This is a genomic window from Streptomyces sp. NPDC096012 (assembly GCF_040426375.1).
Taxonomy (GTDB): domain Bacteria; phylum Actinomycetota; class Actinomycetes; order Streptomycetales; family Streptomycetaceae; genus Streptomyces.
This window is the reverse complement of the sequence record NZ_JBEOTD010000011.1, coordinates 1-22,715: the sequence shown is the minus strand read 5'-3', so window position 1 is coordinate 22,715 and position 22,715 is coordinate 1. Positions and strand designations below refer to the sequence as shown.

The 22,715-nt window shown below is 71.9% G+C and carries 22 protein-coding genes, 5 tRNA genes and 1 pseudogene; 8 read left to right on the top strand and 20 right to left on the bottom strand.

Annotated features, from left to right (window positions below; all coding sequences use genetic code 11):
• On the bottom strand, positions 1 to 195 hold a 195-nt coding region (locus ABVB68_RS13810), incomplete at its 3' end, for a hypothetical protein (protein ID WP_353601391.1).
• A gap of 42 nt (positions 196 to 237) precedes the next feature.
• On the opposite strand from ABVB68_RS13810, the pseudogene ABVB68_RS13805 reads away from it, so the two are divergent.
• Positions 238 to 1,584 (top strand): annotated as a pseudogene (locus tag ABVB68_RS13805) (tetratricopeptide repeat protein); the annotation flags it as partial.
• Between the two features lie 13 nt (positions 1,585 to 1,597).
• On the opposite strand, the gene ABVB68_RS13800 reads toward ABVB68_RS13805, so the two are convergent.
• Entirely contained in the window at positions 1,598 to 3,283 is a 1,686-nt protein-coding gene (locus ABVB68_RS13800; protein WP_353601265.1) for a DAK2 domain-containing protein, read from the bottom strand.
• 258 nt (positions 3,284 to 3,541) lie between these two features.
• Between ABVB68_RS13800 and rpmB the strand changes: the two genes are divergently transcribed.
• Positions 3,542 to 3,727, top strand: a complete 186-nt coding sequence (rpmB, locus tag ABVB68_RS13795) for a 50S ribosomal protein L28 (protein WP_009190838.1) — start codon at positions 3,542 to 3,544, stop codon at positions 3,725 to 3,727.
• A gap of 193 nt (positions 3,728 to 3,920) precedes the next feature.
• On the opposite strand, the gene thiD is transcribed toward rpmB, so the two are convergent.
• Complete coding sequence (thiD, locus tag ABVB68_RS13790) at positions 3,921 to 4,724, bottom strand: bifunctional hydroxymethylpyrimidine kinase/phosphomethylpyrimidine kinase (RefSeq protein WP_353601264.1); 804 nt, start codon at positions 4,722 to 4,724, stop codon at positions 3,921 to 3,923.
• Complete coding sequence (locus tag ABVB68_RS13785) at positions 4,721 to 5,686, bottom strand: thiamine-phosphate kinase (RefSeq protein ID WP_353601263.1); 966 nt, start codon at positions 5,684 to 5,686, stop codon at positions 4,721 to 4,723. The genes thiD and ABVB68_RS13785 overlap by 4 nt, the downstream gene beginning before the upstream one ends.
• Before the next feature lie 259 nt (positions 5,687 to 5,945).
• On the opposite strand from ABVB68_RS13785, the gene ABVB68_RS13780 reads away from it, so the two are divergent.
• Together ABVB68_RS13780 and ABVB68_RS13775 are read left to right on the top strand one after the other, a co-directional pair.
• Positions 5,946 to 6,179: an Lrp/AsnC family transcriptional regulator gene (locus ABVB68_RS13780; RefSeq protein ID WP_353601262.1), complete on the top strand. Its 234-nt coding sequence runs from the start codon at positions 5,946 to 5,948 to the stop codon at positions 6,177 to 6,179.
• A 20-nt stretch (positions 6,180 to 6,199) separates the two neighbouring features.
• The gene (locus tag ABVB68_RS13775) at positions 6,200 to 6,718 is read left to right on the top strand and encodes a DUF3515 domain-containing protein (protein WP_353601261.1); all 519 of its coding nucleotides are present in this window, start codon (positions 6,200 to 6,202) and stop codon (positions 6,716 to 6,718) included.
• Positions 6,719 to 6,951: 233 nt separating this feature from the next.
• Here the strand turns inward: ABVB68_RS13775 and ABVB68_RS13770 are convergent, their stop codons facing one another.
• From ABVB68_RS13770 to ABVB68_RS13760, 3 genes are read right to left on the bottom strand one after another with little or no spacing between them, the layout of a single operon-like run.
• A complete protein-coding gene (locus ABVB68_RS13770; RefSeq protein WP_353601260.1) occupies positions 6,952 to 8,109 on the bottom strand; it encodes a D-alanine--D-alanine ligase family protein in 1,158 nt (385 codons plus the stop codon).
• 58 nt (positions 8,110 to 8,167) lie between these two features.
• Complete coding sequence (locus tag ABVB68_RS13765; RefSeq protein WP_353601259.1) at positions 8,168 to 9,178, bottom strand: NAD(P)H-dependent glycerol-3-phosphate dehydrogenase; 1,011 nt, start codon at positions 9,176 to 9,178, stop codon at positions 8,168 to 8,170.
• Positions 9,175 to 9,939 (bottom strand): lysophospholipid acyltransferase family protein, encoded by a 765-nt coding sequence (locus ABVB68_RS13760; RefSeq protein WP_353601258.1) that lies wholly within the window; start codon positions 9,937 to 9,939, stop codon positions 9,175 to 9,177. Before ABVB68_RS13760 ends, ABVB68_RS13765 begins: the two co-directional genes overlap by 4 nt.
• 154 nt (positions 9,940 to 10,093) lie before the next feature.
• On the opposite strand from ABVB68_RS13760, the gene cofC reads away from it, so the two are divergent.
• The gene (cofC, locus tag ABVB68_RS13755; protein ID WP_353601257.1) at positions 10,094 to 10,732 is read left to right on the top strand and encodes a 2-phospho-L-lactate guanylyltransferase; all 639 of its coding nucleotides are present in this window, start codon (positions 10,094 to 10,096) and stop codon (positions 10,730 to 10,732) included.
• A 159-nt stretch (positions 10,733 to 10,891) separates the two neighbouring features.
• On the top strand, positions 10,892 to 11,095 hold the full coding sequence (locus tag ABVB68_RS13750) for a hypothetical protein (protein WP_353601256.1): 204 nt from the start codon (positions 10,892 to 10,894) through the stop codon (positions 11,093 to 11,095).
• Between the two features lie 71 nt (positions 11,096 to 11,166).
• On the opposite strand, the gene ABVB68_RS13745 is transcribed toward ABVB68_RS13750, so the two are convergent.
• The 4 genes from ABVB68_RS13745 to leuC all read right to left on the bottom strand — a co-directional run bounded on the left by ABVB68_RS13745 (position 11,167) and on the right by leuC (position 14,473).
• Positions 11,167 to 11,817: an HU family DNA-binding protein gene (locus ABVB68_RS13745; RefSeq protein ID WP_353601255.1), complete on the bottom strand. Its 651-nt coding sequence runs from the start codon at positions 11,815 to 11,817 to the stop codon at positions 11,167 to 11,169.
• A 136-nt stretch (positions 11,818 to 11,953) separates the two neighbouring features.
• Positions 11,954 to 12,184, bottom strand: a complete 231-nt coding sequence (locus tag ABVB68_RS13740; RefSeq protein WP_353601254.1) for an SCO5555 family protein — start codon at positions 12,182 to 12,184, stop codon at positions 11,954 to 11,956.
• Between the two features lie 265 nt (positions 12,185 to 12,449).
• The gene (gene leuD, locus ABVB68_RS13735) at positions 12,450 to 13,043 is read right to left on the bottom strand and encodes a 3-isopropylmalate dehydratase small subunit (RefSeq protein WP_353601253.1); all 594 of its coding nucleotides are present in this window, start codon (positions 13,041 to 13,043) and stop codon (positions 12,450 to 12,452) included.
• Positions 13,044 to 13,045: 2 nt separating this feature from the next.
• Positions 13,046 to 14,473, bottom strand: a complete 1,428-nt coding sequence (gene leuC, locus ABVB68_RS13730; protein ID WP_353601252.1) for a 3-isopropylmalate dehydratase large subunit — start codon at positions 14,471 to 14,473, stop codon at positions 13,046 to 13,048.
• 208 nt (positions 14,474 to 14,681) lie between these two features.
• On the opposite strand from leuC, the gene ndgR reads away from it, so the two are divergent.
• Positions 14,682 to 15,398 (top strand): IclR family transcriptional regulator NdgR, encoded by a 717-nt coding sequence (gene ndgR / locus ABVB68_RS13725; RefSeq protein ID WP_145883474.1) that lies wholly within the window; start codon positions 14,682 to 14,684, stop codon positions 15,396 to 15,398.
• Between the two features lie 465 nt (positions 15,399 to 15,863).
• Here the strand turns inward: ndgR and ABVB68_RS13720 are convergent.
• The 9 genes from ABVB68_RS13720 to ABVB68_RS13680 all read right to left on the bottom strand — a co-directional run bounded on the left by ABVB68_RS13720 (position 15,864) and on the right by ABVB68_RS13680 (position 19,844).
• Positions 15,864 to 15,936 (bottom strand) — tRNA-Glu (locus tag ABVB68_RS13720).
• A 28-nt stretch (positions 15,937 to 15,964) separates the two neighbouring features.
• A tRNA-Gln gene (locus ABVB68_RS13715) sits at positions 15,965 to 16,036 on the bottom strand.
• A 21-nt stretch (positions 16,037 to 16,057) separates the two neighbouring features.
• Positions 16,058 to 16,130: transfer RNA gene (locus ABVB68_RS13710), tRNA-Glu, on the bottom strand.
• A gap of 29 nt (positions 16,131 to 16,159) precedes the next feature.
• Positions 16,160 to 16,232, bottom strand: a tRNA-Glu gene (locus tag ABVB68_RS13705).
• A 21-nt stretch (positions 16,233 to 16,253) separates the two neighbouring features.
• Positions 16,254 to 16,325 (bottom strand) — tRNA-Gln (locus ABVB68_RS13700).
• 89 nt (positions 16,326 to 16,414) lie between these two features.
• Positions 16,415 to 17,146, bottom strand: coding sequence for an HAD family hydrolase (locus tag ABVB68_RS13695; protein ID WP_353601251.1), 732 nt, complete (start codon positions 17,144 to 17,146; stop codon positions 16,415 to 16,417).
• A gap of 112 nt (positions 17,147 to 17,258) precedes the next feature.
• The gene (gltX, locus tag ABVB68_RS13690; protein ID WP_353601250.1) at positions 17,259 to 18,743 is read right to left on the bottom strand and encodes a glutamate--tRNA ligase; all 1,485 of its coding nucleotides are present in this window, start codon (positions 18,741 to 18,743) and stop codon (positions 17,259 to 17,261) included.
• Positions 18,736 to 19,521, bottom strand: coding sequence for a fumarylacetoacetate hydrolase family protein (locus ABVB68_RS13685; RefSeq protein ID WP_353601249.1), 786 nt, complete (start codon positions 19,519 to 19,521; stop codon positions 18,736 to 18,738). The genes gltX and ABVB68_RS13685 overlap by 8 nt, the downstream gene beginning before the upstream one ends.
• Before the next feature lie 134 nt (positions 19,522 to 19,655).
• Positions 19,656 to 19,844: a hypothetical protein gene (locus ABVB68_RS13680; RefSeq protein WP_353601248.1), complete on the bottom strand. Its 189-nt coding sequence runs from the start codon at positions 19,842 to 19,844 to the stop codon at positions 19,656 to 19,658.
• Positions 19,845 to 20,414: 570 nt separating this feature from the next.
• On the opposite strand from ABVB68_RS13680, the gene ABVB68_RS13675 reads away from it, so the two are divergent.
• A partial coding sequence (locus tag ABVB68_RS13675) for a sensor histidine kinase (protein ID WP_353601247.1) occupies positions 20,415 to 22,715 on the top strand: 2,301 nt, incomplete at its 3' end.

Below are 22,715 nucleotides of genomic sequence, written 5' to 3'. Positions count from 1 at the left end.
CGAGGGGACCTGCCCGAGGACCCGCACGAAGACGCTCAAGGGGACCTGCCCGAGGACCCGCACGAAGACGCTCAAGGGGACCTGCCCGAGGACCCGCACGAAGACGCTCAAGGGGACCTGCCCGAGGACCCGCACGAAGACGCTCAAGGGGACCTGCCCGAGGACCCGCGCGAAGACCTGTGCGAGGACGCTCACGCGGAACCCCCCGACGTCGCCCCGGGCCCGTCCGGGCGGCCGGCGCTCGCGGAGGCCGAGCAGGCGGTGCGCGAAGTGCTGGCGCTGGTGGACGGGCGGGCCGGGGACGACGTACGGCTGGCGGCGCGGGCCGCCGAGGCCCGGGCGATGCTCGCCGAGCTGGCCGGGCACGCCGGGGATCCAGGGCGGGCCGCGCGGCTGTTCCGGCGGGCCGCCGCCGACTACGTGGCCGCGGGGCTGCCGTGGTTCGCGGTGGAGTACGAGGTGCAGGTGGCCGCCCTCGCCCATCAGTCCGGTGACCTGTCCGGCGCCGAACGGGCCCTGCGCGCGGCCCTGGAGCACGGCGGCCCGTACGTGGAGCCGGTCGGGCGCGCGCAACTGCACCTGCAGCTCGCCGAGGTCATCGGTGGCCGGGGTGAGGCCGCGGAGGCGGCCGAGCACGCGCTGCAGGCCGCGCACTGGGCCGACGAGGCCGGTGAGAGCGGCACCCTGGGCGCCTGGGCGCGACAGCAGCTGGGCGGCTTCCTGCTCCGCCAGGGGCGGTACGCGGAGGGCGCGGAGGTGCTGGAGTCGGCGCTGGCCGACCTGAGCGCCGAGACGCACGGCGACGGAGCGGTCGTGCAGGCCCACTGGTGGCTCGGGGACTGCCTCGGTGAGCTGGGCGAGCACCGGGCGGCCGCCGGACACCGGCTGCGGGCCGCCGACATCGCCCGGCACTGGCCCGAGCAGCAGGACCACGCCACACTCGCGCACCTCGCCGCCGAGTCGCTGAGCAACGCCGGGCTGGCAGAGGAGGCGGACCGGGCCTACGTACGCGCGGGCGAGCTGTGGCGCGCGATCGGCAACCCGCAGTTCCTGGTCCGCTCGCTGCGGGCGCGCGGCTGGCTGGCGCTGGGCGGGGAGTCCGGCGCGGAGGGCGCGCGGGAGCTGATGGCGGACGCGGTGCGCGCGTGCGAGCAGGCGCTGCGGGCCGCGGCCGACCCGGCGGCCCGGGAACAGCTCACCGCGGAACTGGCGGGCACCCACCGCCAGTTCGGCGACCTGCTGGCCCGGTCGGCGGCCGAGGAGGCCGAGGACGACGTGATCCGGGCCGCGTTCGAGGCGGCGCTGGTCGAGATGGACCGGGCGGCCGCGCTGTTCGGCACGCTCGGCGCCGACGGGCTGCACGGCCGTACCGGCGCCGAACTCGCCGCGGGCTGGCTGGAGGCCGACCTCGGGCGGCCCGCCGAGGCGACGGCACGCGCGCGTGCCGTACTCGCGGCCTACGAGGGTGCCGAGGAGGCCGAGCACGGCGAGGGCGCGGAGAGCGTTGAGAGCGCCGACGAGACCGTACGGGCCCGGCGGGCGGAGGCCGCGCAGATGCTCCAGGCGGTGCGGGCGGAGGGATGAACGGGTTCCCGGCTCACTCCACGCCGATGAGGAGCAGCGCGCCCTGCCGGCCGCCCCGGTACACCACCGTGTCGACGGCGAGGTAGGTCTCGCGCACGCGGTCCTGGAGGCGCTCGGCCACGGACTGCGGCGCCTCGTCGCCGACGACCAGGGTGACCAGCTCACCGCCGGCCCGGAGCATGCGGTCCAGGACGGTCTCCGCGGTGGCGAAGGCCTCGGTGCCGATCACCGCCACGTCGCCGTCGATCAGGCCCAGGAAGTCCCCGGCCTGGCAGATGCCGGCCGTCGTCCAGGACTGGTGCTCGGCGACGACGACCTCGGCGTACCGGGTGGCGCCCGCCGCCGAGGTCATCTGGACGACGTCCTCGTCGAACCGGCGCTCCGGCTCGTGCACCGCCAGCGCCGCGATGCCCTGGACCGCCGAGCGGGTCGGGATCAGGGCCACGCGGATGCCCTCGGTACGGGCCTGCTCCGCCGCCGCGGCGGCCGTGTGGCGCAGCTCGGCGTCGTTGGGCAGCAGCACGACCTCGCGCGCGTGGGCACGCCGTACGGCCTGCACCAGCTCTCCGCTGGCGGGCGGCTCCCCGGGGCGCGCGAGGACGGTGGTCGCGCCGGCCTCGGCGTACAGACCGGCCAGGCCCTCGCCCGGCACGACGGCGACGACGGCCCGCTGGGCGCGCTCGCGCGGCGGCCGTTCGCCGCGGGTGTGGACGTCGCCCAGGCCGAAGTGCGTGATCCGGATCCGGTACGGCCGCCCGGCCTCCACGCCCGCCTCCACGGCGGCGCCCGCGTCGTCCACGTGCACGTGGACGTTCCACAGTCCGTCGCCGCCGACGACGACCAGGCAGTCCCCCAGGGCGTCGAGCCGGGCGCGCAGCCGGGCCACGGCCGCGTCGTCGGCCTCCAGGAGGTAGAGGACCTCGAAGGCGGGGCCGGCCGCGTCGGCACCGTCGCCGCACCCACCGGCGCCTGCGGCACCCACGGGCGCGTACGCGTGCGCGTGCACGTCGGCGGCACCGCCCCCCGGCGTCTCCCCCGTGAACGCCTCCACCAGGGCGCCCAGCACCGCGACCAGTCCCCGGCCGCCCGCGTCGACCACCCCGGCCCGGGCCAGCACGGACAGCTGGCCGGGGGTCGCCGCCAGGGCCGCCCGCGCCCCCTCGTAGGCCGCCCGCGCGACGGTCCCGCAGTCCCCCTCGGCGCCCTCCGCGGCGTCCGCGGCGGCGGAGGCGACCGTCAGCACGGTGCCCTCGACGGGGTGGGCCACGGCCTGCCGGGCGGAGTCGGCGGCCCGCCGCAGGGCCAGCCGCAGGCTCGTACCGTCGCCCTTCGGCGCCGTACCGCCCGTCTCGTGATCCGCTTCACCGGCGAGCACCTGGGCCATGCCGCGCAGCAGCTGGGCGAGGATGGTCCCGGAGTTGCCCCGGGCCCCGATGAGCGCCCCGTGGGCCATGGCCCGCACCGCGTCCGGCAGGGACGGTTCCTCGGAGCCCGTGCCGTACCCGTCGAACACGGCCTCGACGGCGGTGGCCGCCGACTCCACGGTCAGGTACAGGTTGGTTCCGGTGTCGCCGTCCGCCACCGGATAGACGTTGATCGCGTCGATCTCCTCGCGGGCCCGCCCCAGTGCCCCGAGCGCCAGACCGCACCAGGTGCGCACCGCGAGAGCATCGAAGAATGTCTGCGGCACCTGCGCCACCTGCGCCTCCTTGAGCTGGCTGGACGTGGACGCAGCGTAGACCCCGAACCGCTGTGCGCCGGAAGAGGGCTGGGAGCGGGGGCCTGAGCTGCCATGGTAGTTTCGTTGCACCGGCGCAGTCGTTGTATGCTGCTCCGGTTGCCCGATCTGATCGGGCCATTCCCCCTGGCAACGCCACTCGAGATCAAAGATCCCAGGATCCTGATCCCGGCATGCCGGGATCAACCGTAAGTGCATCTGAAGTCTTTGGAGTGACCCGTGGCTGCCAACTGCGACGTCTGCGGCAAGGGGCCGGGCTTCGGCAACAACATCTCGTTTTCGCACCGCCGTACGTCCCGCCGCTGGAACCCGAACATCCAGCGTGTGCGTACCGTGGTCGGCGGGACGCCGAAGCGCGTGAACGCTTGCACCTCGTGCATCAAGGCCGGCAAGGTCTCGCGCTGACGCTACAGCTGAGCGCGCGGCCACTGCCTGGTTCGCTGCACGGAGCCGGTCCACCTCAGGGTGGGCCGGCTTTTTGCCGTACCCCCGCGCCGCAGCCCGTCCCCCATGCCGCCCCCGGTCACCGGAGCCCGCCCGGGCCGCGCAGTGCGCCCTACCCGGGCGATCAACCCGGGTGAGGAGCCCGGGTGATCGTTCAGGGTGACCTGAACCGCCAGCCGTGGTCCACCGGCCCGATCCCCGCCCCCAGCGCGAACCCGGCCGCGATCGCCCCCGTGACGTACTCCTTGGCCTGCACGACCGCCTCCGGCACGGCCAGCCCCTTCGCCAGTCCCGACGCGATCGCCGAGGCCAGCGTGCAGCCCGTGCCGTGCGTGTGCCGGTTGTCGAGGCGCGGGGCGCGCAGCCAGTGCTCCGCCGAGCCGTCCGTGAGCAGGTCCACCGCGTCCCCGGACAGATGGCCGCCCTTGATCAGCACCCAGCGCGGCCCGTACTCCAGCACGGCCGCCGCGGCCCGTCGCAGATCGTCACCGGACTCGACCCGGACCCCCGTGAGTTGGATCACCTCGTCGAGGTTCGGGGTGGCCACGGTCGCCGCCGGCAGCAGCCTGGTGCGGACCGACTCCAGTGCGGACGCGGCGAGCAGCGGGTCGCCGTGCTTGGAGACGCCCACCGGGTCGACCACGGCCGGCACGTCCGTACCGGAGATCAACTCGGCGACCGCCTCGACCAGTTCCGCCGAGGCCAGCATGCCGGTCTTCACGGCCTGTACGCCGATGTCGTCCACGACGCTGCGGTACTGGGCCCGTACCGCCTCCACGGGCAGTTCCCAGGCGCCCTGCACGCCCACGGAATTCTGCGCGGTCACCGCCGTGATCACGCTCATCCCGTGCACGCCGAGCGCCAGCATGGTCTTCAGGTCGGCCTGGATGCCCGCGCCGCCCCCGGAGTCCGAGCCCGCCACCGTGAGCACGCGGGGAGGCGCTTCCTGCGCGCTCATGACTCGATGTCCCCGAAGTGGTCCCAGCCGCCCTTGCTGGTCCAGGGCGCCCCGTCGACCGTCACCTGGGGCAGCGCGGAGGGGTTGAGGACCTCGCCGATGATCTTCCAGCGGGCCGGCAGCTTGGCGTCCGGCGGGAAGGTCGCCACGATCGCGTGGTCCTCTCCCCCGCTCAGCACCCACTGCAGCGGGTCCACGCCGACGGCCTGGCCGATGTCGTTCATCTGGGTGGGGATGTCGATCGCGCCGGAGCGGATGTCGATGCGCACCTTGCTGGCCTCGGCGATGTGCCCGAGGTCGGCGATCAGGCCGTCGCTCACGTCGCACATGGCGGTGGCGCCGAGGGCCGCGGCGGCCGGGCCCGCGTGATAGGGCGGCTCGGGACGCCGGTGGGCCTCGACGAAGGCGCGCGGCGAGCGGAAGCCCCGGGAGAGCACCGCGAAGCCGGCCGCGGACCAGCCCAGCCAGCCCGTGACCGCCACGACGTCGCCCGGCTGGGCACCGCCCCGCGTCACCGGCTCGTGGTTGCGCAGATCGCCGAGCGCGGTGATCGACACCACGATCGTGTCGCCGCGCACGACGTCTCCGCCGACCACGGCGGCGCCCGCCACCTGGCACTCGTCGCGCAGGCCGTCCATCAGTTCGCTGGGCCAGGTGACCGGGAGTTCGGCCGGGACGACCAGACCGAGCAGCAGCGCGGTCGGTACGGCCCCCATGGCGGCGATGTCCGCGAGGTTCTGCGCCGCCGCCTTGCGGCCGACGTCGTACGCCGTGGACCAGTCGCGGCGGAAGTGCCGCCCCTCCAGCAGGATGTCGGTGCTCGCCACCACCCGGCGGTCGGGCGCGGCGACCACCGCGGCGTCGTCCCCGGGGCCGACGCGGACCGCCGGAGTCGTGGTGAGACGGGAGGTGAGCTCCCTGATGAGCCCGAACTCCCCGAGCTCACCAACAGTGCCCTTCATTTTCCCTGGCTCCCCTTCTCTCCGTTGTGTCCCCGTTGCCGTGCCCGGTAGCGCCTCATCAGTGTCCCCGATACCGTCGAGGTGACCGCCGGTGCGGTCCGGATGACCGCCGTCGCGATCGAGGTGACCGTCAACTTCCGTCCTGCCCGCACCCTGGCGGGCAAGCCCGGTTCCCGCAGGTCTCGCCCCGGGGAGCGGCAACGCGATACCGTGGCGTTCCTTTTCCCCACATGATCCTCGTGGCCGCCCTGGAGGTTCCGTGGTACAGGCGTACATCCTGATCCAGACGGAGGTCGGCAAAGCGTCGTCCGTCGCCGAGACGATCAGCAAGATCCCGGGAGTGATGCAGGCCGAGGACGTGACGGGTCCGTACGACGTCATCGTGCGCGCCCAGGCCGACACCGTGGACGACCTCGGCCGCATGGTGGTCGCGAAGGTCCAGCAAGTGGACGGCATCACCCGCACCCTGACCTGTCCGGTCGTTCATCTGTAGCCCCCGTCTACCCTTGGCCGGTGAACTTCTTCCGTCACCGGCCCCTCGCCCTCCTCGCGCCCGCGCTGCTGGTCGCGGTCGCGGGCTGTTCCACGGCAGACGACGGCGCCACGGCGGCGGTTCCCGGCCCCGACGCGAAGACGGCGAAAACGTGCCGGGAACTGCACCGGGTGCTGCCGCACAAGCTCGACGGACGCGGCCGCGACGACCCCCGCCCCCGGTCCGCCTACACGGCGGGCTGGGGAAACCCGGCGATCATACTGCGCTGCGGTGTCGTACGGCCGCCGAAGATGGTCGATCCCAAGGTGGCCGAGGGGGGCGACCCGGACGCCGTCGCGGGCGAGGTGAACGGCGTCGACTGGCTGATGGAGAAGCAGGGCGACGGCACCTGGCGGTTCACCACGGCCAACCGCACGGCGTATGTGCAGGTGAGCCTGGTGAAGGGGATGTCCGCCGAGGACGAGGGCACCGCGGTGCTCACGGAACTCGCGGGCCCCGTCCGGAAGGCGATCCCCAAGGGGATCGCCTCCATGCGGTGAGCCGTGTGACCCGGTGACGCCGTGCCCGGGCGACCTGCTGCCCTCCCCCGTGAGCCGGTGACCTGCCGCGCCCCCCATGACCCGGTGACCTGCCGCCCGGTGACGCCGTACCCCGGCGACCTGCCCCCCCGTGACCCGGTGACCTGCTGGCCCCCCATGACCCGGTGACCTGCCGCCCGCTGACGCCGTGCCCCGGCGACCTGCCCCCCGTGAGCCGGTGACCCGGTGCGGGGTCAGCGCAGTCCGGTCGGGCGGCGCAGCGCCGCCTGCACCAGGCGGTCGATCAGCTCGGGGTAGCCGACGCCGGTGGCCTGCCACATCTGCGGGTACATCGAGATCGGCGTGAAGCCGGGCATGGTGTTGATCTCGTTGATCACGAACTCGCCGTCCTCGTCGAGGAAGAAGTCGGCGCGCACGAGGCCCTCGCAGGAGGCCGCCTCGAACGCCTCGACCGCGAGCCGGCGCACCTCGGCGGTCTGCTCCTCGGTGAGCGGCGCCGGGACGATGCCGGGCGTGGAGTCGATGTACTTGGCCTCGAAGTCGTAGTAGGCGTGCGCGTCCGGCGGCGGGATCTCGGCCGGGACGGAGGCCCGCGGACCGTCCTCGAACTCGAGGACGCCGCACTCGATCTCGCGGCCCCGTACGGCCGCCTCGACCAGGATCTTCGGGTCGTGCGACCGGGCCTCGGCGATCGCCTCGTCCAGGCCGGAGAGGTCGTCGACCTTGGTGATGCCGATGGAGGAGCCGGCGCGCGCGGGCTTCACGAACAGCGGCCAGCCGTGATCACCCGCGAAGTCGATGATCTTCTTGCGGGCCGCGGACCGGTCCCGGTCCCACTCGCGGGGCCGGATCACCACGTACGGGCCGACCTTCAGCCCGAAGGAGGTGAACACCCGCTTCATGTACTCCTTGTCCTGGCCGACGGCCGAGGCGAGCACACCGGCGCCCACGTACGGCACTCCGGACAGCTCCAGCAGACCCTGCAGGGTGCCGTCCTCGCCGTAGGGGCCGTGCAGCACCGGGAAGACCACGTCGACCTCGCCGAGCGCCTTGGGCACCGAGCCGGGCTCGCTGTAGACGACCTCGCGGTTGCGGGGGTCGACGGGGAGCACCACTCCGCCGTCGGCCGACTCGGCCAGATCCGAGACCTCGGGGGTGCGGCGGTCGGTGATGGCCATCCGCTCCGGCTCGTCGGCCGTGAGCACCCAGCGGCCCTCCCGGGTGATGCCGATCGGCAGGACGTCGTACTTGGTCCGGTCGATGGCGTTCAGGACGGCGCCGGCGGTGACCGCGGAGATGCCGTGTTCGGAACTGCGTCCGCCGAACACGACGGCCACGCGCGGCTTGCGCGACGGCTGCTGAGGGCTCTGGGGGAGGTTCTCGGTGCTCATATCGCGTTGAGAGTACCCGGTGGTAGAGCCCCAAGACAGCGTCGCCGCCGGGGGTCGCTCAGCGTCGTTCCGGCTTCGCGCTGCGCGACATCAGCTCCTTCAGGGCGACCACCGGAGGCTTGCCCTCGTGCACGATGTCCACCACCGTCTCCGTGATCGGCATCTCGACACCGTGCCGGCGGGCCAGATCCGCCACCGACTCGCAGGACTTGACGCCCTCGGCGGTCTGCCTGGTGACCGCGATGGTCTCCGCCAGCGTCATGCCCTTGCCGAGGTTGGTGCCGAAGGTGTGGTTGCGCGACAGCGGCGAGGAGCAGGTGGCCACGAGGTCGCCCAGGCCCGCGAGTCCGGAGAAGGTCAGCGGGTCCGCGCCGAGCGCCATCCCGAGCCGGGTGGTCTCGGCGAGGCCGCGCGTGATGAGCGAGCCCTTGGCGTTGTCGCCGAGGCCCATGCCGTCGGCGATGCCGACCGCGAGGCCGATGACGTTCTTGACCGCGCCGCCGAGTTCGCAGCCGACCACGTCGGTGTTGGTGTACGGCCGGAAGTACGGCGTGTGGCAGGCGGCCTGGAGGCGCTGGGCGACCGCCTCGTCGGTGCAGGCCACCACCGCGGCGGCGGGCATGCGGGCGGCGATCTCCCGGGCCAGGTTCGGTCCGGTGACGACGGCGATCCGGTCGGCGCCGACCTCGGCGACGTCGGCGATCACCTCGCTCATCCGCATGGTGGAGCCCAGTTCGACGCCCTTCATCAGGGAGACGAGCACCGTGCCCGGGGCGAGCAGGGGCCGCCAGGCGGCGAGGTTGGCGCGCAACGTCTGGGAGGGGACGGCCAGGACCGTGAAGTCGGCGTCCCGCAGGGCTTCGGCGGCGTCCGCGGTGGCGCGCAGGTTCTCCGGGAGGACGACACCGGGGAGGTAGTCGGGGTTGGTCCGCGTGGAGTTGACCGCCTCGGCCGGTTCGGGCCGGCGGGCCCAGAGGGTCACCTCGCAGCCCGCGTCGGCGAGGACCATGCCGAAGGCGGTGCCCCATGAGCCGGTGCCCATGACGGCCGCCCGGACAGGCTTGCTCACGTGCCGGTCTCCTGTTCCTTGCCGGTCTGCGCCTGGGTGCGGCGCCGCTGCTCGATCCGCTCCCGGCGGGGATCGTAGGGCGTTTCGGGGGCCTTCTCACCGCGGATCAGCTCGAGCTGGCGGGTGATGGCCGCCATGATGGCCTCGGTGGCCTCCTTGAGCAGCTCCGGGGTCATGTCCTTGCCGTAGAAGCGCGCGAGGTCCACGGGCGGGCCCGCCAGCACCCGGTGGGTCTTGCGCGGGAAGAGGCTGGGCTTCTTGGCGTACGGCGGCAGCAGTTCGTTGGCGCCCCACTGGGCGACCGGGATGACCGGGCACTTGGTCTCCAGGGCCACGCGGGCGGCGCCGGTCTTGCCCGTCATGGGCCAGCCGTCCGGGTCGCGGGTGAGGGTGCCCTCGGGATAGAAGGCGACGCACTCGCCGCGTTCCACGGCGTCGATCGCGGCCCGGAACGCGCTGAGCGCGTCCGTGCTCTCGCGGTAGACGGGGATCTGTCCGGTACCGCGCATGGCGGCGCCGACGAATCCCTTCTTGAAAAGTCCGCTCTTCGCCAGGAATCGCGGAACCCGTCCGGTGTTGTACTGATAGTGCGCGTAGGCGAAGGGGTCCACGTGGGAATTGTGGTTCACCACGGTGATAAATCCGCCCTCGGCCGGAATGTGCTCCATTCCTCGCCAGTCCCGCTTGATCAGAACCACCAGCGGCGGTTTGCAGATCACCGCGGCGAAGCGGTACCAGAAGCCGATTCTGCGGCGGGGCACAAGGACACCTTCCTCTAGGGATGCCACCCCGGCGGGGGCCGCACAAGTGTGGCTCCGGAGCGCCGGTCTGTCGAGAACACCGTACGCCCGCCCGTGAGCTGGCCGCCGGTACCCCGGGTGACAATGAGCGCGACGAGAGAGGGACGGTACGCCGGTGCAGTGGACCTTGGTCATCCCCCTGAAGCCCCTCACCCGGGCCAAGAGCAGGCTTGCGGACACCGCGGCGCACGGGGTGCGCCCGGGGCTGGCCCTCGCGTTCGCCCAGGACACGGTGGTCGCGGCGCTGGCCTGCACGGCCGTGGCGGACGTGGTGGTCGTCACGGACGACGAACTGGCCTCGCGCGAGCTGGCGGCACTGGGCGCGCGGATCGTCGCGGACACCCCGCAGGGCGGTCTGAACGCGGCTCTGGCCCACGGTGCGGCCGTCGTACGGGAGATGCGTCCGGCCGCGCCGGTCGCGACCCTGAACGCCGACCTGCCGGCGCTGCGGCCAGCGGAACTGGCCCTGGTGCTGGACGCGGCGGCGGAATTCCCGCGGGCTTTCCTCGCGGACGCGGCGGCACTGGGGACGACACTGCTGGCGGCGGGACCCGAGCGGGAATTGCGGCCGGAGTTCGGGGTCGATTCCCGAGCCCGGCACCGGGCCTCCGGCGCGGCCGAACTGGGGCTGGCCGGCGTCGATTCCGTACGGCAGGACGTGGACACCGGCGAGGATCTGCGCGCCGCGCTGGCGCTGGGGGTGGGACGGTATACGGCGGCCGTGTCGGCGGGGTTGCTGATTCCGCGGTCCTGAGGGGCCCGGTGCCCGCCGCCCGCTCGGGGACCGCCTCCCGCTCTCGCCGCCGCGGCCTGGCGAGGGGAAGCGTGCGCACGGCGGCGGCCCTCAGGGTCCGCGGTGGCCCCGGCCCTCGTGGAAACGCCCGCGGCCGCGAAAGACACTACGCTGGCTGCCATGCAGGCCACCGCGTACACCTACGACGACGAGACCCGCAGCGGACAGGTGCTGCTCGACGACGGCACCCCGGTGCCCTTCGGCGCCGCCGCTTTCGACGCCGGCGGCCTGCGGCTGCTGCGGCCCGGACAGCGGGTGCGGATCGAGACCGAGGGTGCCGGGGACGGCCTGCGGATCACCCTGGTAACCCTTCAAACCCTGTAACTGCCCTTACAGACGCCGCGGGCCGGGCTCCCCTGGGGAGTCCGGCCCGGCGCGTGAGTGCCCAGGCGGCCTTACGACGCCTTGCGGGCGGTGGCCTTCTTCGCGGTGGTCTTGCGGGCCGTCGACTTCTTGGCCGGGGCCTTCTTGGCGGTGACCTTCTTCGCCGGGGCCTTCTGGGCCGTCGCCTTCTTGGCGGTGGTCTTCTTCGCCGCGGTGGACTTGGCGGTCGCCGTGGTCTTCTTGGCGGGCGTGGCCTTCTTCGCCGCGGTCTTCTTGGCGGTGGCCGTGGTCTTCTTCGCCGGCGCCGCCTTCTTGGCGGTGGTCTTCTTCGCGGCGGCCTTGGTGGTCCTCTTCGCCGCGGCCTTCTTGACCGTGGCGGAAGCGGCGCCGGTCAGGCTGCCCTTCGGCGCCTTCTTGACCGAGACCTCGCCGCCGCGCGGCAGCTTCTTCGAGCCGCTCACGAGGTCCTTGAAGCCCTGGCCTGCACGGAAGCGCGGCACGGAGGTCTTCTTGACCCGAACCCGCTCGCCCGTCTGCGGGTTGCGGGCGTAGCGGGCGGGGCGGTCCACCTTCTCGAAGGACCCGAAGCCGGTGACCGAGACCCGGTCTCCGCCGACGACCGCGCGGACGATGGCGTCCAGGACCGCGTCGACAGCATCGGCGGCCTGCTGGCGACCGCCCATCTTGTCGGCAATCGCTTCTACGAGCTGCGCCTTGTTCACGTCTTCCCCTTCGGAGACATCGCCAGAACGAAAGTGTTCAAGCTTTTTCGCACGTTAGGCAGATATATACCGCAAATCAAACACGAAACGGGCTTATCACCCTTGTGCCGCAACCGACTCGGTTGTCCCGGGCTGTTCAGCGGTCCTCTTCGGGGATCCGACCCTCGTCGAGGTCCGTGGTGAACCGCTCGAGCCGCCTTGCCGCACCGGCGAGATCGTGCTTGGCCGCGGCCGTAATGACCAGCAGCTTCCGGGTCAGCGCCATCCGTACGCCCTCCGGGACTTGCAGTGCGCGCACTCTTGCGTGCGCTTCCTTGAGCTGGTTCGCGACCGCCGCATAGAGCTGGAGTTGGCCGTCGTGTTCCATGCACAGATTGTGCCATCTGGGGCGAGTTGTCGCCTGCGCAGGGGGCAACTGCCGCCTCAAATGGCCTTCCAGGCACTTGCGGAGACCGCGAACACAGTACTCACCTACCCGCACAACCACCGCGGTAACGTGGGAAGTTGAGGGAGCGGAGGCGAGGTCGCAGGGCCGTTCGGGTGCAGACATGGCCGTACCCCCGATCGTGGCGATCGGGGGTACGGAGAGGGTGTTGCGGTGGCCGAAACCCGACCCGTGCGGGCCGGATGGATCAGACCGGGAGGGTCTTCGGCTTGTAGCCGGGCCGCTCGGCCTCGTAGGCGGAGATGTCGCCCTCGTTCCGGAGCGTGATCGAGATGTCGTCCAGGCCGTTCAGCAGCCGCCAGCGGGAGTTCTCGTCCAGCTCGAAGGCGGCGGTGATGCCCCCGGCCCGCACCTCGCGGGCCTCGAGGTCCACCGTGACCTCGGCCGTGGGGTCGGCGTCGGTCAGCTCCCACAGCGCGTCCACGATCTTCTGGTCCAGCACCACCGTGAGCAGGCCGTTCTTCAGCGAGTTGCCCCGGAAGATGTCGGCGAAGCGCGAGGAGATCACGGCCTTGAAGCCGTAGTTCTGCAGCGCCCAGACGGCGTGCTCGCGGGAGGAGCCGGTGCCGAAGTCGGGGCCGGCGACCAGGACCGTGGCGCCCTGCCGCTCGGGGCGGTTGAGCACGAACTCCGGGTCCTTGCGCCAGGCCTCGAACAGCCCGTCCTCGAACCCGTCCCGGGTGACCTTCTTGAGCCAGTGAGCAGGGATGATCTGGTCGGTGTCGACGTTGCTGCGGCGCAGCGGCACGGCCCGGCCGGTGTGAGTGGTGAAGGCTTCCATGGTTATCGGGCTCCAGCGGGCGCGGGGACGTCGGTCAGATCGGCCGGGGAGGCCAGGTGGCCCAGGACGGCGGTCGCCGCCGCGACCTGCGGCGAGACCAGGTGCGTACGGCCGCCCTTGCCCTGCCGGCCCTCGAAGTTGCGGTTCGAGGTGGAGGCGGAGCGCTCGCCGGGGGCCAGCTGGTCGGGGTTCATGCCCAGGCACATCGAGCAGCCGGCGTGCCGCCATTCGGCGCCGGCCTCCTTGAAGACCACGTCCAGGCCCTCGGAGACGGCCTGCAGACCGACCCGCGCGGAGCCCGGGACGACCAGCATCCGTACGCCGTCGGCGACTTTGCGGCTCCGGAGGATCTCGGCGGCGGCGCGCAGGTCCTCGATGCGGCCGTTGGTGCAGGAACCTACGAAGACGGTGTCCACACCGATGGAGCGCAGCGGCTGCCCGGCCGTCAACCCCATGTATTCCAGGGCCTTTTCGGCGGCGAAGCGCTCCGATGCGTCTTCGTACGAAGCCGGGTCGGGGACGGACGCCGAAAGCGGCGCACCCTGGCCGGGGTTGGTGCCCCAGGTGACGAACGGCGACAGCGCGGCGGCGTCGATGACGACCTCGGCGTCGAAGACCGCGTCGTCGTCCGTGCGCAGCGTCTTCCAGTACGCGACGGCCGCGTCCCAGTCGGCGCCCTCGGGGGCGTGCGGGCGGCCCTGGAGGTAGGCGAAGGTGGTCTCGTCGGGGGCGATCATGCCCGCGCGGGCGCCGGCCTCGATCGACATGTTGCAGATGGTCATCCGGGCCTCCATCGAGAGCTTCTCGATGGCGGAGCCGCGGTACTCCAGGATGTAGCCCTGGCCGCCACCGGTGCCGATCCGGGCGATGATCGCGAGGATCAGGTCCTTCGCGGTGACGCCCTCGGGCAGCTCGCCCTCGACGGTGATGGCCATGGTCTTCGGGCGGGCCATCGGCAGCGTCTGGGTGGCCAGCACGTGCTCCACCTGGGAGGTTCCGATGCCGAACGCCAGGGCGCCGAAGGCACCGTGCGTGGAGGTGTGCGAGTCGCCGCAGACGACGGTGGTGCCGGGCTGGGTCAGGCCCAGCTGCGGGCCGACGACGTGCACGACGCCCTGCTCGACGTCGCCCAGCGGGTGCAGCCGCACCCCGAACTCGGCGCAGTTCTTGCGCAGCGTCTCCAGCTGGGTGCGGGAGACCGGGTCGGCGATGGGCTTGTCGATGTCGAGGGTGGGGGTGTTGTGGTCCTCGGTCGCGATGGTGAGGTCGAGGCGGCGGACCTGGCGGCCGTTCTTGCGCAGACCGTCGAAGGCCTGGGGGCTGGTCACCTCGTGCAGCAGGTGCAGATCGATGTAGAGGAGGTCGGGCTCGCCCTCGGCGCGCCGGACGACGTGGTCGTCCCAGACCTTCTCCGCGAGTGTCCTACCCATCGCTTTCCCTCCGGCCGGCAGACGTGCACCGGCCCAACTAGAGATCTTGAGGAAGCGGCGGTTGCCCTGTGAGGGCCCCTGAAAGTCGTGATTCCGGGCGTCCGCCGCCGGGCCCTCGTGGTACTCGGGCCGCTGTCTGATTCCAGGGTGGCGCGTTCCACGGAAAATTGAACTTGCGTTTCACAGAGTGAGACGTGAGTATCGTTTCATGGACAACAGTAGCGGCGTCGGCGTTCTGGACAAGGCGGCCCTCGTCCTGAGCGCTCTGGAGTCCGGTCCGGCCACCCTCGCGGGTCTGGTCGGGGCCACCGGACTGGCACGACCCACGGCCCACCGCCTGGCCGTGGCCCTGGAACACCACCGCATGGTGGCACGCGACATGCAGGGCCGGTTCATCCTCGGACCGCGCCTCGCGGAGCTGGCGGCGGCGGCCGGTGAGGACCGCCTGCTGGCGACGGCCGGCCCGGTGCTCACCCACCTCCGCGACGTCACCGGCGAGAGCGCGCAGCTCTACCGGCGCCAGGGTGACATGCGCATCTGCGTGGCCGCGGCGGAGCGCCTGTCCGGCCTGCGGGACACCGTCCCGGTCGGCTCCACGCTGACCATGAAGGCGGGCTCCTCGGCGCAGATCCTGATGGCCTGGGAGGAGCCGGAGCGTCTGCACCGCGGGCTCCAGGGCGCCCGCTTCACGGCGACGGCCCTGTCGGGCGTACGGCGGCGCGGCTGGGCCCAGTCCATCGGCGAACGCGAGCCGGGCGTCGCCTCCGTCTCGGCGCCCGTGCGCGGCCCGTCCAACCGGGTGGTGGCCGCCGTGTCCGTCTCCGGGCCCATCGAGCGCCTGACGCGCCACCCGGGCCGTATGCACGCCCAGGCGGTCATCGACGCCGCGGGCCGCCTGTCGGAGGCCCTGCGCCGCTCCGGCTGAGCCCGCACCCGCTGCACACCGAGGAGGGCCTGCCCCGACGCCGCGGCAGGCCCTCCCGCACGTCCGGGCGCGGCACGCTGCCCGTGGCCTCGGCCGGAGCCGCGGCCGCCGGTCGCCCGACGTCCCGGCCGCGCCGCCGTACGGGATGCCGGTGACCGCCGTCAGCATGCTCGCGCGGCCCTGACACCCGTGCGGCACGGCCGATTTGGAGCCCTGCGCCCGCGCCAGGGAGCAGGTCGCCGCCGACGGCCAGGACCTGGTCGGGCGCCGCGGTTCCGCAGGAGCAGGAGCAGGAGCAGGAGCAGGTGGAGGAGCAGGTGGAGGCTGCCGTGGCACCGACCGTCCTGTACGAGCCGGTACCGATGGGGCGGCGCCGAGGCCCGTGAGTCGTGCCGGCGGTTCGAGGGCGACCGCCCTCCGGACACGCGAAAGGCCCCCCACCGAAGTGGAGGGCCTTTCCTTGCGTACCCCCGACCGGATTCGAACCGGCGCTACCGCCTTGAGAGGGCGGCGTGCTAGGCCGCTACACAACGGGGGCATGGACACTGCGTTTCCGCAGGTCCGAGCTGGTCTACCTGGACTCGAACCAAGACTAACTGAACCAGAATCAGTCGTGCTGCCAATTACACCATAGACCAATGATGGTTTAGACCAGTCAGTACCCCCGACCGGATTCGAACCGGCGCTACCGCCTTGAGAGGGCGGCGTGCTAGGCCGCTACACAACGGGGGCCCTAGCGATCCCGAAGAGATCAGGATCAGTACCCCCGACCGGATTCGAACCGGCGCTACCGCCTTGAGAGGGCGGCGTGCTAGGCCGCTACACAACGGGGGCTTTGCAGATAAGCTCTGCGAGCTGGCCTACCTGGACTCGAACCAAGACTAACTGAACCAGAATCAGTCGTGCTGCCAATTACACCATAGGCCACTGGAACTCAAGCCCCTGCGGGGATCTCGTTCTAGCTAACGCCTCGGGCTTCCGGCCTTCCGGCCCGTTCCCTCGGCGCAGGAAGAACATTACCCGAAGGTGGACGGGGCTCCAAAACGGGTATCCGCGCGGACGAGCGCCGGGAGTTCGGCGAGGGTCGAGATCCGGTGCGCGACCACCTCGCCGGCGGCTCGGGCATAGGCCGCGCCCCGGTCGATCCACACGGACAGCAGGCCGGCCTCGGCGGCGCCCCGCCCGTCGATCTCCGGATGGTCGCCGACGTACGCCACCTCGTGCGGGGGCAGGCCCAGCGCCTCGCAGGCGGCGAGGAAGGCGCCCGGCTCGGGCTTGGAGACGCCCAGCTCGGCGGCGCACAGCACGGTCTCGAAGTGGTCGGACAGGCCGAGGACGCGCAGCTTGCGGTCCTGGACGGCGAGGCTGGAGTTGGACAGCACCGCGTGCCGGTGGCTGGCGGCGAGTGCCCGCAGGGCCGGGAGCACGTCCGGGAAGAGGCTCCAGGCGGCCTCGTAGTGACCGACGTAACGCTGGAACCAGGCGTCCGCCTCGGCGTCGGACAGCGCCGTGTCCAGGAACATCCGCACCCGGTCCCGCCGCTGCCCCTCGAACGAGACCTCCCCCGCCGAGAACCGCGCCCAGTTCCGGTGGGTGACCTCGCGCCACCGCACGAGGGCCTCCTCGGGGCTCGCGTGGCCGGCGAGCAGCCCCTCGATCGCGAGGTGGGCCCGCATGCCCTCCCGGTCCGCGGTCGTGTAGTCGAAGAGGGTGTCGTCCACGTCCCACACGACGGCTCTGATCGTCATGACCCCGACAGTACCGCCGGACGCCGGCGGTCCGGGGGCGCTGCGCCGAACGGGTGGTACGCCGAGGGGCGGCACCCGGACACCCGGATGCCGCCCCTCGGTGTGGAGCCGGTTACGCGGCGAGCTTCGCCAGGGCCGCGTCGATCCGCGCCAGCGTCTTCTCCTTGCCCAGGACCTCCAGGGACTCGAAGAGCGGCAGGCCGACCGTGCGGCCGGTGACGGCGACCCGGACCGGGGCCTGGGCCTTGCCGAGCTTGAGGCCGTGGGCCTCACCGGCCGCCTGGACGGCCTCCTTGAGGGACTCGGCGGAGGTCCAGTCGGCGGCCTCCAGGTTCTCGCGGGCCGTGCGCAGGAGGGCGTCGCTGCCTTCCTTCATCGCCTTCTGCCAGCTCGCCTCGTCGGTCACCGGCTCCGGCAGGAACAGGAAGTCGACGCTGTCGGTGATCTCCGACAGGACCTTCAGGCGGGTCTGGGCGTGCGGGGCGATCGCCTGCCACTTGGCCTCGTCGAAGTCCTCCGGCGCCCAGGGGGCGACGGGGGGCTTCAGCCAGGGGCGGCAGCGCTCGGTGAAGTCCTTCACCTCCAGCATGCGGATGTGGTCGGCGTTGATGGCCTCGCACTTCTTCAGGTCGAAGCGGGCCGGGTTGGGGTTCACGTCGGAGATGTCGAAGGCCGCGACCATCTCGTCGATCGTGAAGATGTCCTGGTCGGCCGAGAGCGACCAGCCCAGGAGGGAGAGGTAGTTCAGCAGGCCCTCGGGCAGGAAGCCGCGCTCGCGGTAGAGGTTCAGGGAGGCCTGGGGGTCGCGCTTGGAGAGCTTCTTGTTGCCCTCGCCCATCACGTACGGCAGGTGGCCGAAGGCGGGGGTCTGCTTGGCGATGCCCAGCTCGGTCAGCGCCTTGTACAGGGCGACCTGGCGCGGGGTGGAGGACAGCAGGTCCTCGCCGCGCAGCACGTGGGTGATCTCCATCAGGGCGTCGTCGACCGGGTTGACGAGCGTGTAGAGGGGCGCGCCGTTGGCACGCACGATGCCGTAGTCCGGGACGTTCTCCGGGAGGTACGTGATCTCGCCGCGGACCAGGTCCGTGAAGGTGATCGGCTCGTCGGGCATCCGGAAGCGGACGATCGGGGTGCGGCCCTGGGCCTTGTACTCCTCGACCTGTTCGGCGGTCAGCTCGCGGCAGTGGCCGTCGTAGCCGGAGGGCCGGCCGGCGGCGCGGGCGGCCTCGCGGCGGCTGTCCAGCTCTTCCTGCGAGCAGTAGCAGTGGTAGGCGTAGCCGGCGTCCAGGAGCTTGCGGGCGACGTCGGCGTAGACGTCCATGCGCTGCGACTGGCGGTACGGCGCGTGCGGGCCGCCGACCTCGGGGCCCTCGTCCCAGTCGAAGCCGAGCCAGCGCATCGCGTCGAGCAGCTGCTGGTAGGACTCCTCCGAGTCGCGCGCCGCGTCGGTGTCCTCGATACGGAAGACCAGGGTGCCCTGGTGGTGGCGGGCGAACGCCCAGTTGAACAGGGCGGTGCGGACCAGGCCCACGTGGGGGTTACCGGTGGGCGAGGGGCAGAAACGGACGCGTACGGGGGAGCCGGGTGCGCTAGCCACGCTTGACAACCTTGTTGGTGAGAGTGCCGATGCCTTCGATGGTGACGGCGACCTCGTCGCCGACGTTCAGGGGGCCTACCCCCGCGGGGGTGCCGGTGAGGATGACGTCGCCGGGCAGCAGGGTCATGGCCTCGGAGATGTTGACGACCAGGTCCTCGATGGAGTGGATCATCTCGCTCGTGCGGCCCAGCTGGCGTTGTTCGCCGTTCACGGTGAGCTGGACCGTCAGGTCGTTCGCCCGGTCCAGGTCCAGATCCGTCTCCACCCAGGGGCCGAGCGGGCAGGAGGTGTCGAAGCCCTTGGCCCGGGCCCACTGCTTCTCGCGGCGCTGGACGTCGCGGGCGGTGACGTCGTTGGCGCAGGTGTAGCCGAGGACGACGTCCTTGACGCGCTCCCGCGGCACCTCGCGGCACATGCGGCCGATCACCACGGCCAGCTCGGCCTCGTGGTGCAGTTCCTCGGAGAACGGCGGGTACTGGATGTCGTCGCCGGGGCCGATGACCGAGGTGGAGGGCTTGAAGAAGGCGAACGGCGTCTCGGGCGCCTCGTTGCCCAGCTCGCGCGCGTGCTCGGCGTAGTTCCGGCCGAAGGCCACGACCTTGTTCGGGAGGACCGGCGGGAGCAGCCGCACCTTGCGCAGCGGCACCTTGGTGCCGGACAGCTCGTGGTCCGCGAACGGGATGCCCTTGATGATGTCGAGGACGAGTTCGTCCTCCTTGTCGCCCTCGACCGCGCCGAAGGCTACGTTCCCGTCGATGGAGAATCTGGCGATGCGCACGGGATCCTTGCGCCCCTCACTGAGACCGGCGTACTGACGTCCCAGGTTAACCGGTCCCCTCGCCCGGCGTCGGGCCGGTACGGCCGCCGGGCGAGGTGTTTCGCACGCGGCACCGGCGGCGTGCCGCCCGGGCGCTACTCGCCGGCCGCGGCGCCCACCGGCAGGTCCATCAGGACGGTGCGCCTGGGGTTGGCCGTCTGGGCGGGGAGGTCGACGGACTGCTCCGGCAGCTCCGGCGTCTGCAGGGCGCCGGCGTCGTCGAGGTGCGCCAGGGTCGTGCGTCGCGGGTTGGCTATGTTGCGGAACATCATCGTCGTCTTCACCGTTGTCGTCCTGTGCCCTCTGGGTCGAGTGGTTGGCAGAGTCGCCGCGCCTGTAAAGCGCCAGGCTAAACACCCGATTCCCCGCCGAAGGCGCCAACTGGCCCCGGTGTTCCTGTGAGTTTGCTCACGGCGTCACCGGCAAACCGGTCAATTCAGGCCCGCAAGTCGCTTCGGCGAAACGGACATTGAGTCCCTGAAGCCATCATTCCGCTCCTGATCATGGCGACTGGGACACGTGCCACCCCGCGGCGACTCGCTGGGAAACGCCCGGTTCGCCCCGGATCGACTTCCACGACTGGTGATGTGGCACTCACAGCCCGTCACGGAGGTCACAGCTCGGGTCACGGCCCTTGTTGGAGATCCGGCACTGTGCTGGAATTCCACGGACCGCCGCGGGATCGAGTCCGGCGCACAGGGGCGCGACGCAGCGCCGAGTGGCGGCGAGACGGGGGGAACCAGCGCCGGTCACTCAAGACCACCGGGGGGCGTATTCAGGACGCCTTCCAGAACGCCGACACCGTGTCTCTCCGTTCACGCGGAGGGGTGCCTGGTCCAGAGGTTGCGACGCTAGTGCAGGGACGTTTCAAGAGGGATGGCAGCGCTTCGGCGGAGCCGGAGTCGCACGACGGGACTGGCCCCATGAAGGGCAGCTCCTCGCCCCAGCACGCCCAGAACCCGGGTCCGGCCCCGTCCGGGGACGGCGGTGAGCGCGCCGGCCGCCACGGCGCACCGGTCTCCTCGGCCGGCGGTACGAAGACGACGAGCGCCGGCACCCCCGCGCCGGCCGCGAAGCCCTCCCCGGGACCGAGCGGCCCCGGTACGCGCCTGGCGCTGCGCAACTGGCGCATCTCCACGCGCCTGGTGTCGCTGCTGGCGCTCCCCGTGGTCGCGGCGACCTCGCTGGGCGCGCTGCGCATCAACTCGTCCATGGACGACATCCAGCAGCTCGACAACATGAAGCTGCTGACGGACATGACCAAGCAGGCCACCGAGCTGGCGGCCGCGCTCCAGGAGGAGCGCGACCAGTCCGCCGGCCCGCTGGCGCACGGCGGCGCGAACGACTACACGGTCAAGGGCTACCAGCAGAAGACCGACCGGGCCCGCGACAACTTCCTGGACGCCTCCGAGCAGATCGACGCGGCCAGCAAGCAGGGCAACCTGCAGGGCGTGCGCGACGCCCTCGTCGGCCTCGCCAACCAGCTGGACGACCTGGCCAAGATCCGCCGGTCCGCCTACAAGTCGAAGGACAACTCGACCCAGACGGTCGAGTCCTACCACCGGCTCATCACCCAGCTGATCGGTCTGTCCCAGGACATGGCCGAGGCGTCCAGCAACCCGGAGATGATCTCGCGCACCCGCGCCCTGGCGGCCTTCTCCACCGCCAAGGAGTACGCCTCCGTGCAGCGCGCCATGATCGCCGCCGCACTGCCCGCGACCACCGCCACCAAGGGCCACCTCGCCGAGAACGACCGCCTCTACGGCCAGTCGGCCTACGAGAGCGAGGGCTCCGAACTCGCGATCTTCCGGAAGATCTACGCGGACCAGAACGCCGAGGAACTCCTCAAGCCGATCGACGAGGGCAACCCGACGATCGAGACGGCCGACACCTACGCCAAGCGCTCCTTCGAGTCGCGCAACGGCATCGAGGGGCTGCCGGCGCGTTCGTACCGCGACTGGGTGGACACCAGCTCGACCAAGATCGAGCAGATGAAGAAGATCGAGCACACGCTGCTCGAGGACATGGAGCAGAAGGCCCGCGAGCTGCGCAGCGCCTCCGAGCGCGAGGCGATCATCTCCGGTGCGCTGATCCTGCTCGTGCTCGGTGTGTCGCTGGTCGGCGCGTTCGTCGTGGCGCGCTCCATGATCCGCTCGCTGCGCCGGCTGCAGGAGACGGCCACCAAGGTCGCCCAGGACCGGCTGCCCGAGCTGGTCAAGCAGCTGTCGGAGTCCGACCCGCAGGACGTCGACACGTCCGTGGAGTCGGTCGGTGTGCACTCCCGGGACGAGATCGGCCAGGTGGCCGCGGCCTTCGACGACGTGCACCGCGAGGCGGTCCGGCTCGCCGCCGAGCAGGCCCTGCTGCGGGGCAACGTCAACGCGATGTTCACCAACCTCTCGCGCCGCTCCCAGGGCCTGATCCAGCGCCAGCTGTCGCTGATCTCCGAACTGGAGTCCCGGGAGGCCGACCCGGACCAGCTGTCCTCGCTGTTCAAGCTGGACCACCTCGCCACCCGTATGCGCCGTAACGGCGAGAACCTCCTCGTCCTCGCCGGTGAGGAGCCGGGCCGACGCTGGACCCGCCCGGTCCCGCTGGTCGACGTGCTCCGCGCCGCCGCGTCCGAGGTGGAGCAGTACGAGCGCATCGAGCTGGCCTCGGTCCCGACCACCGAGGTCGCCGGCCGGGTCGTCAACGACCTCGTGCACCTGCTCGCCGAGCTGCTGGAGAACGCGACCTCGTTCTCCTCCCCGCAGACCAAGGTCAAGGTCACCGGTCACGCGCTACCCGACGGCCGCGTGCTGATCGAGATCCACGACACCGGTATCGGCCTGTCCCCCGAGGACCTCGCGGCGATCAACGAGCGGCTCGCCTCGCCGCCCACCGTGGACGTCTCCGTCTCCCGCCGCATGGGCCTGTTCGTGGTCGGCCGGCTGTCCCAGCGCCACGGCATCCGGATCCAGCTGCGCCCCTCCGACTCCGGTGGCACGACCGCGCTGGTCATGCTGCCCGTGGACGTCGCCCAGGGCGGCAAGAAGCCCACCCCGGGCAAGCCGGGCGCGCCCGGCTCCACCGGTGGTCCCGCCGCGGCGCAGGCGGCCGCCGGCGCCGCCGCGGCACGCCGCGCGAACGGTGGCAACGGCCAGGGCGGTGCC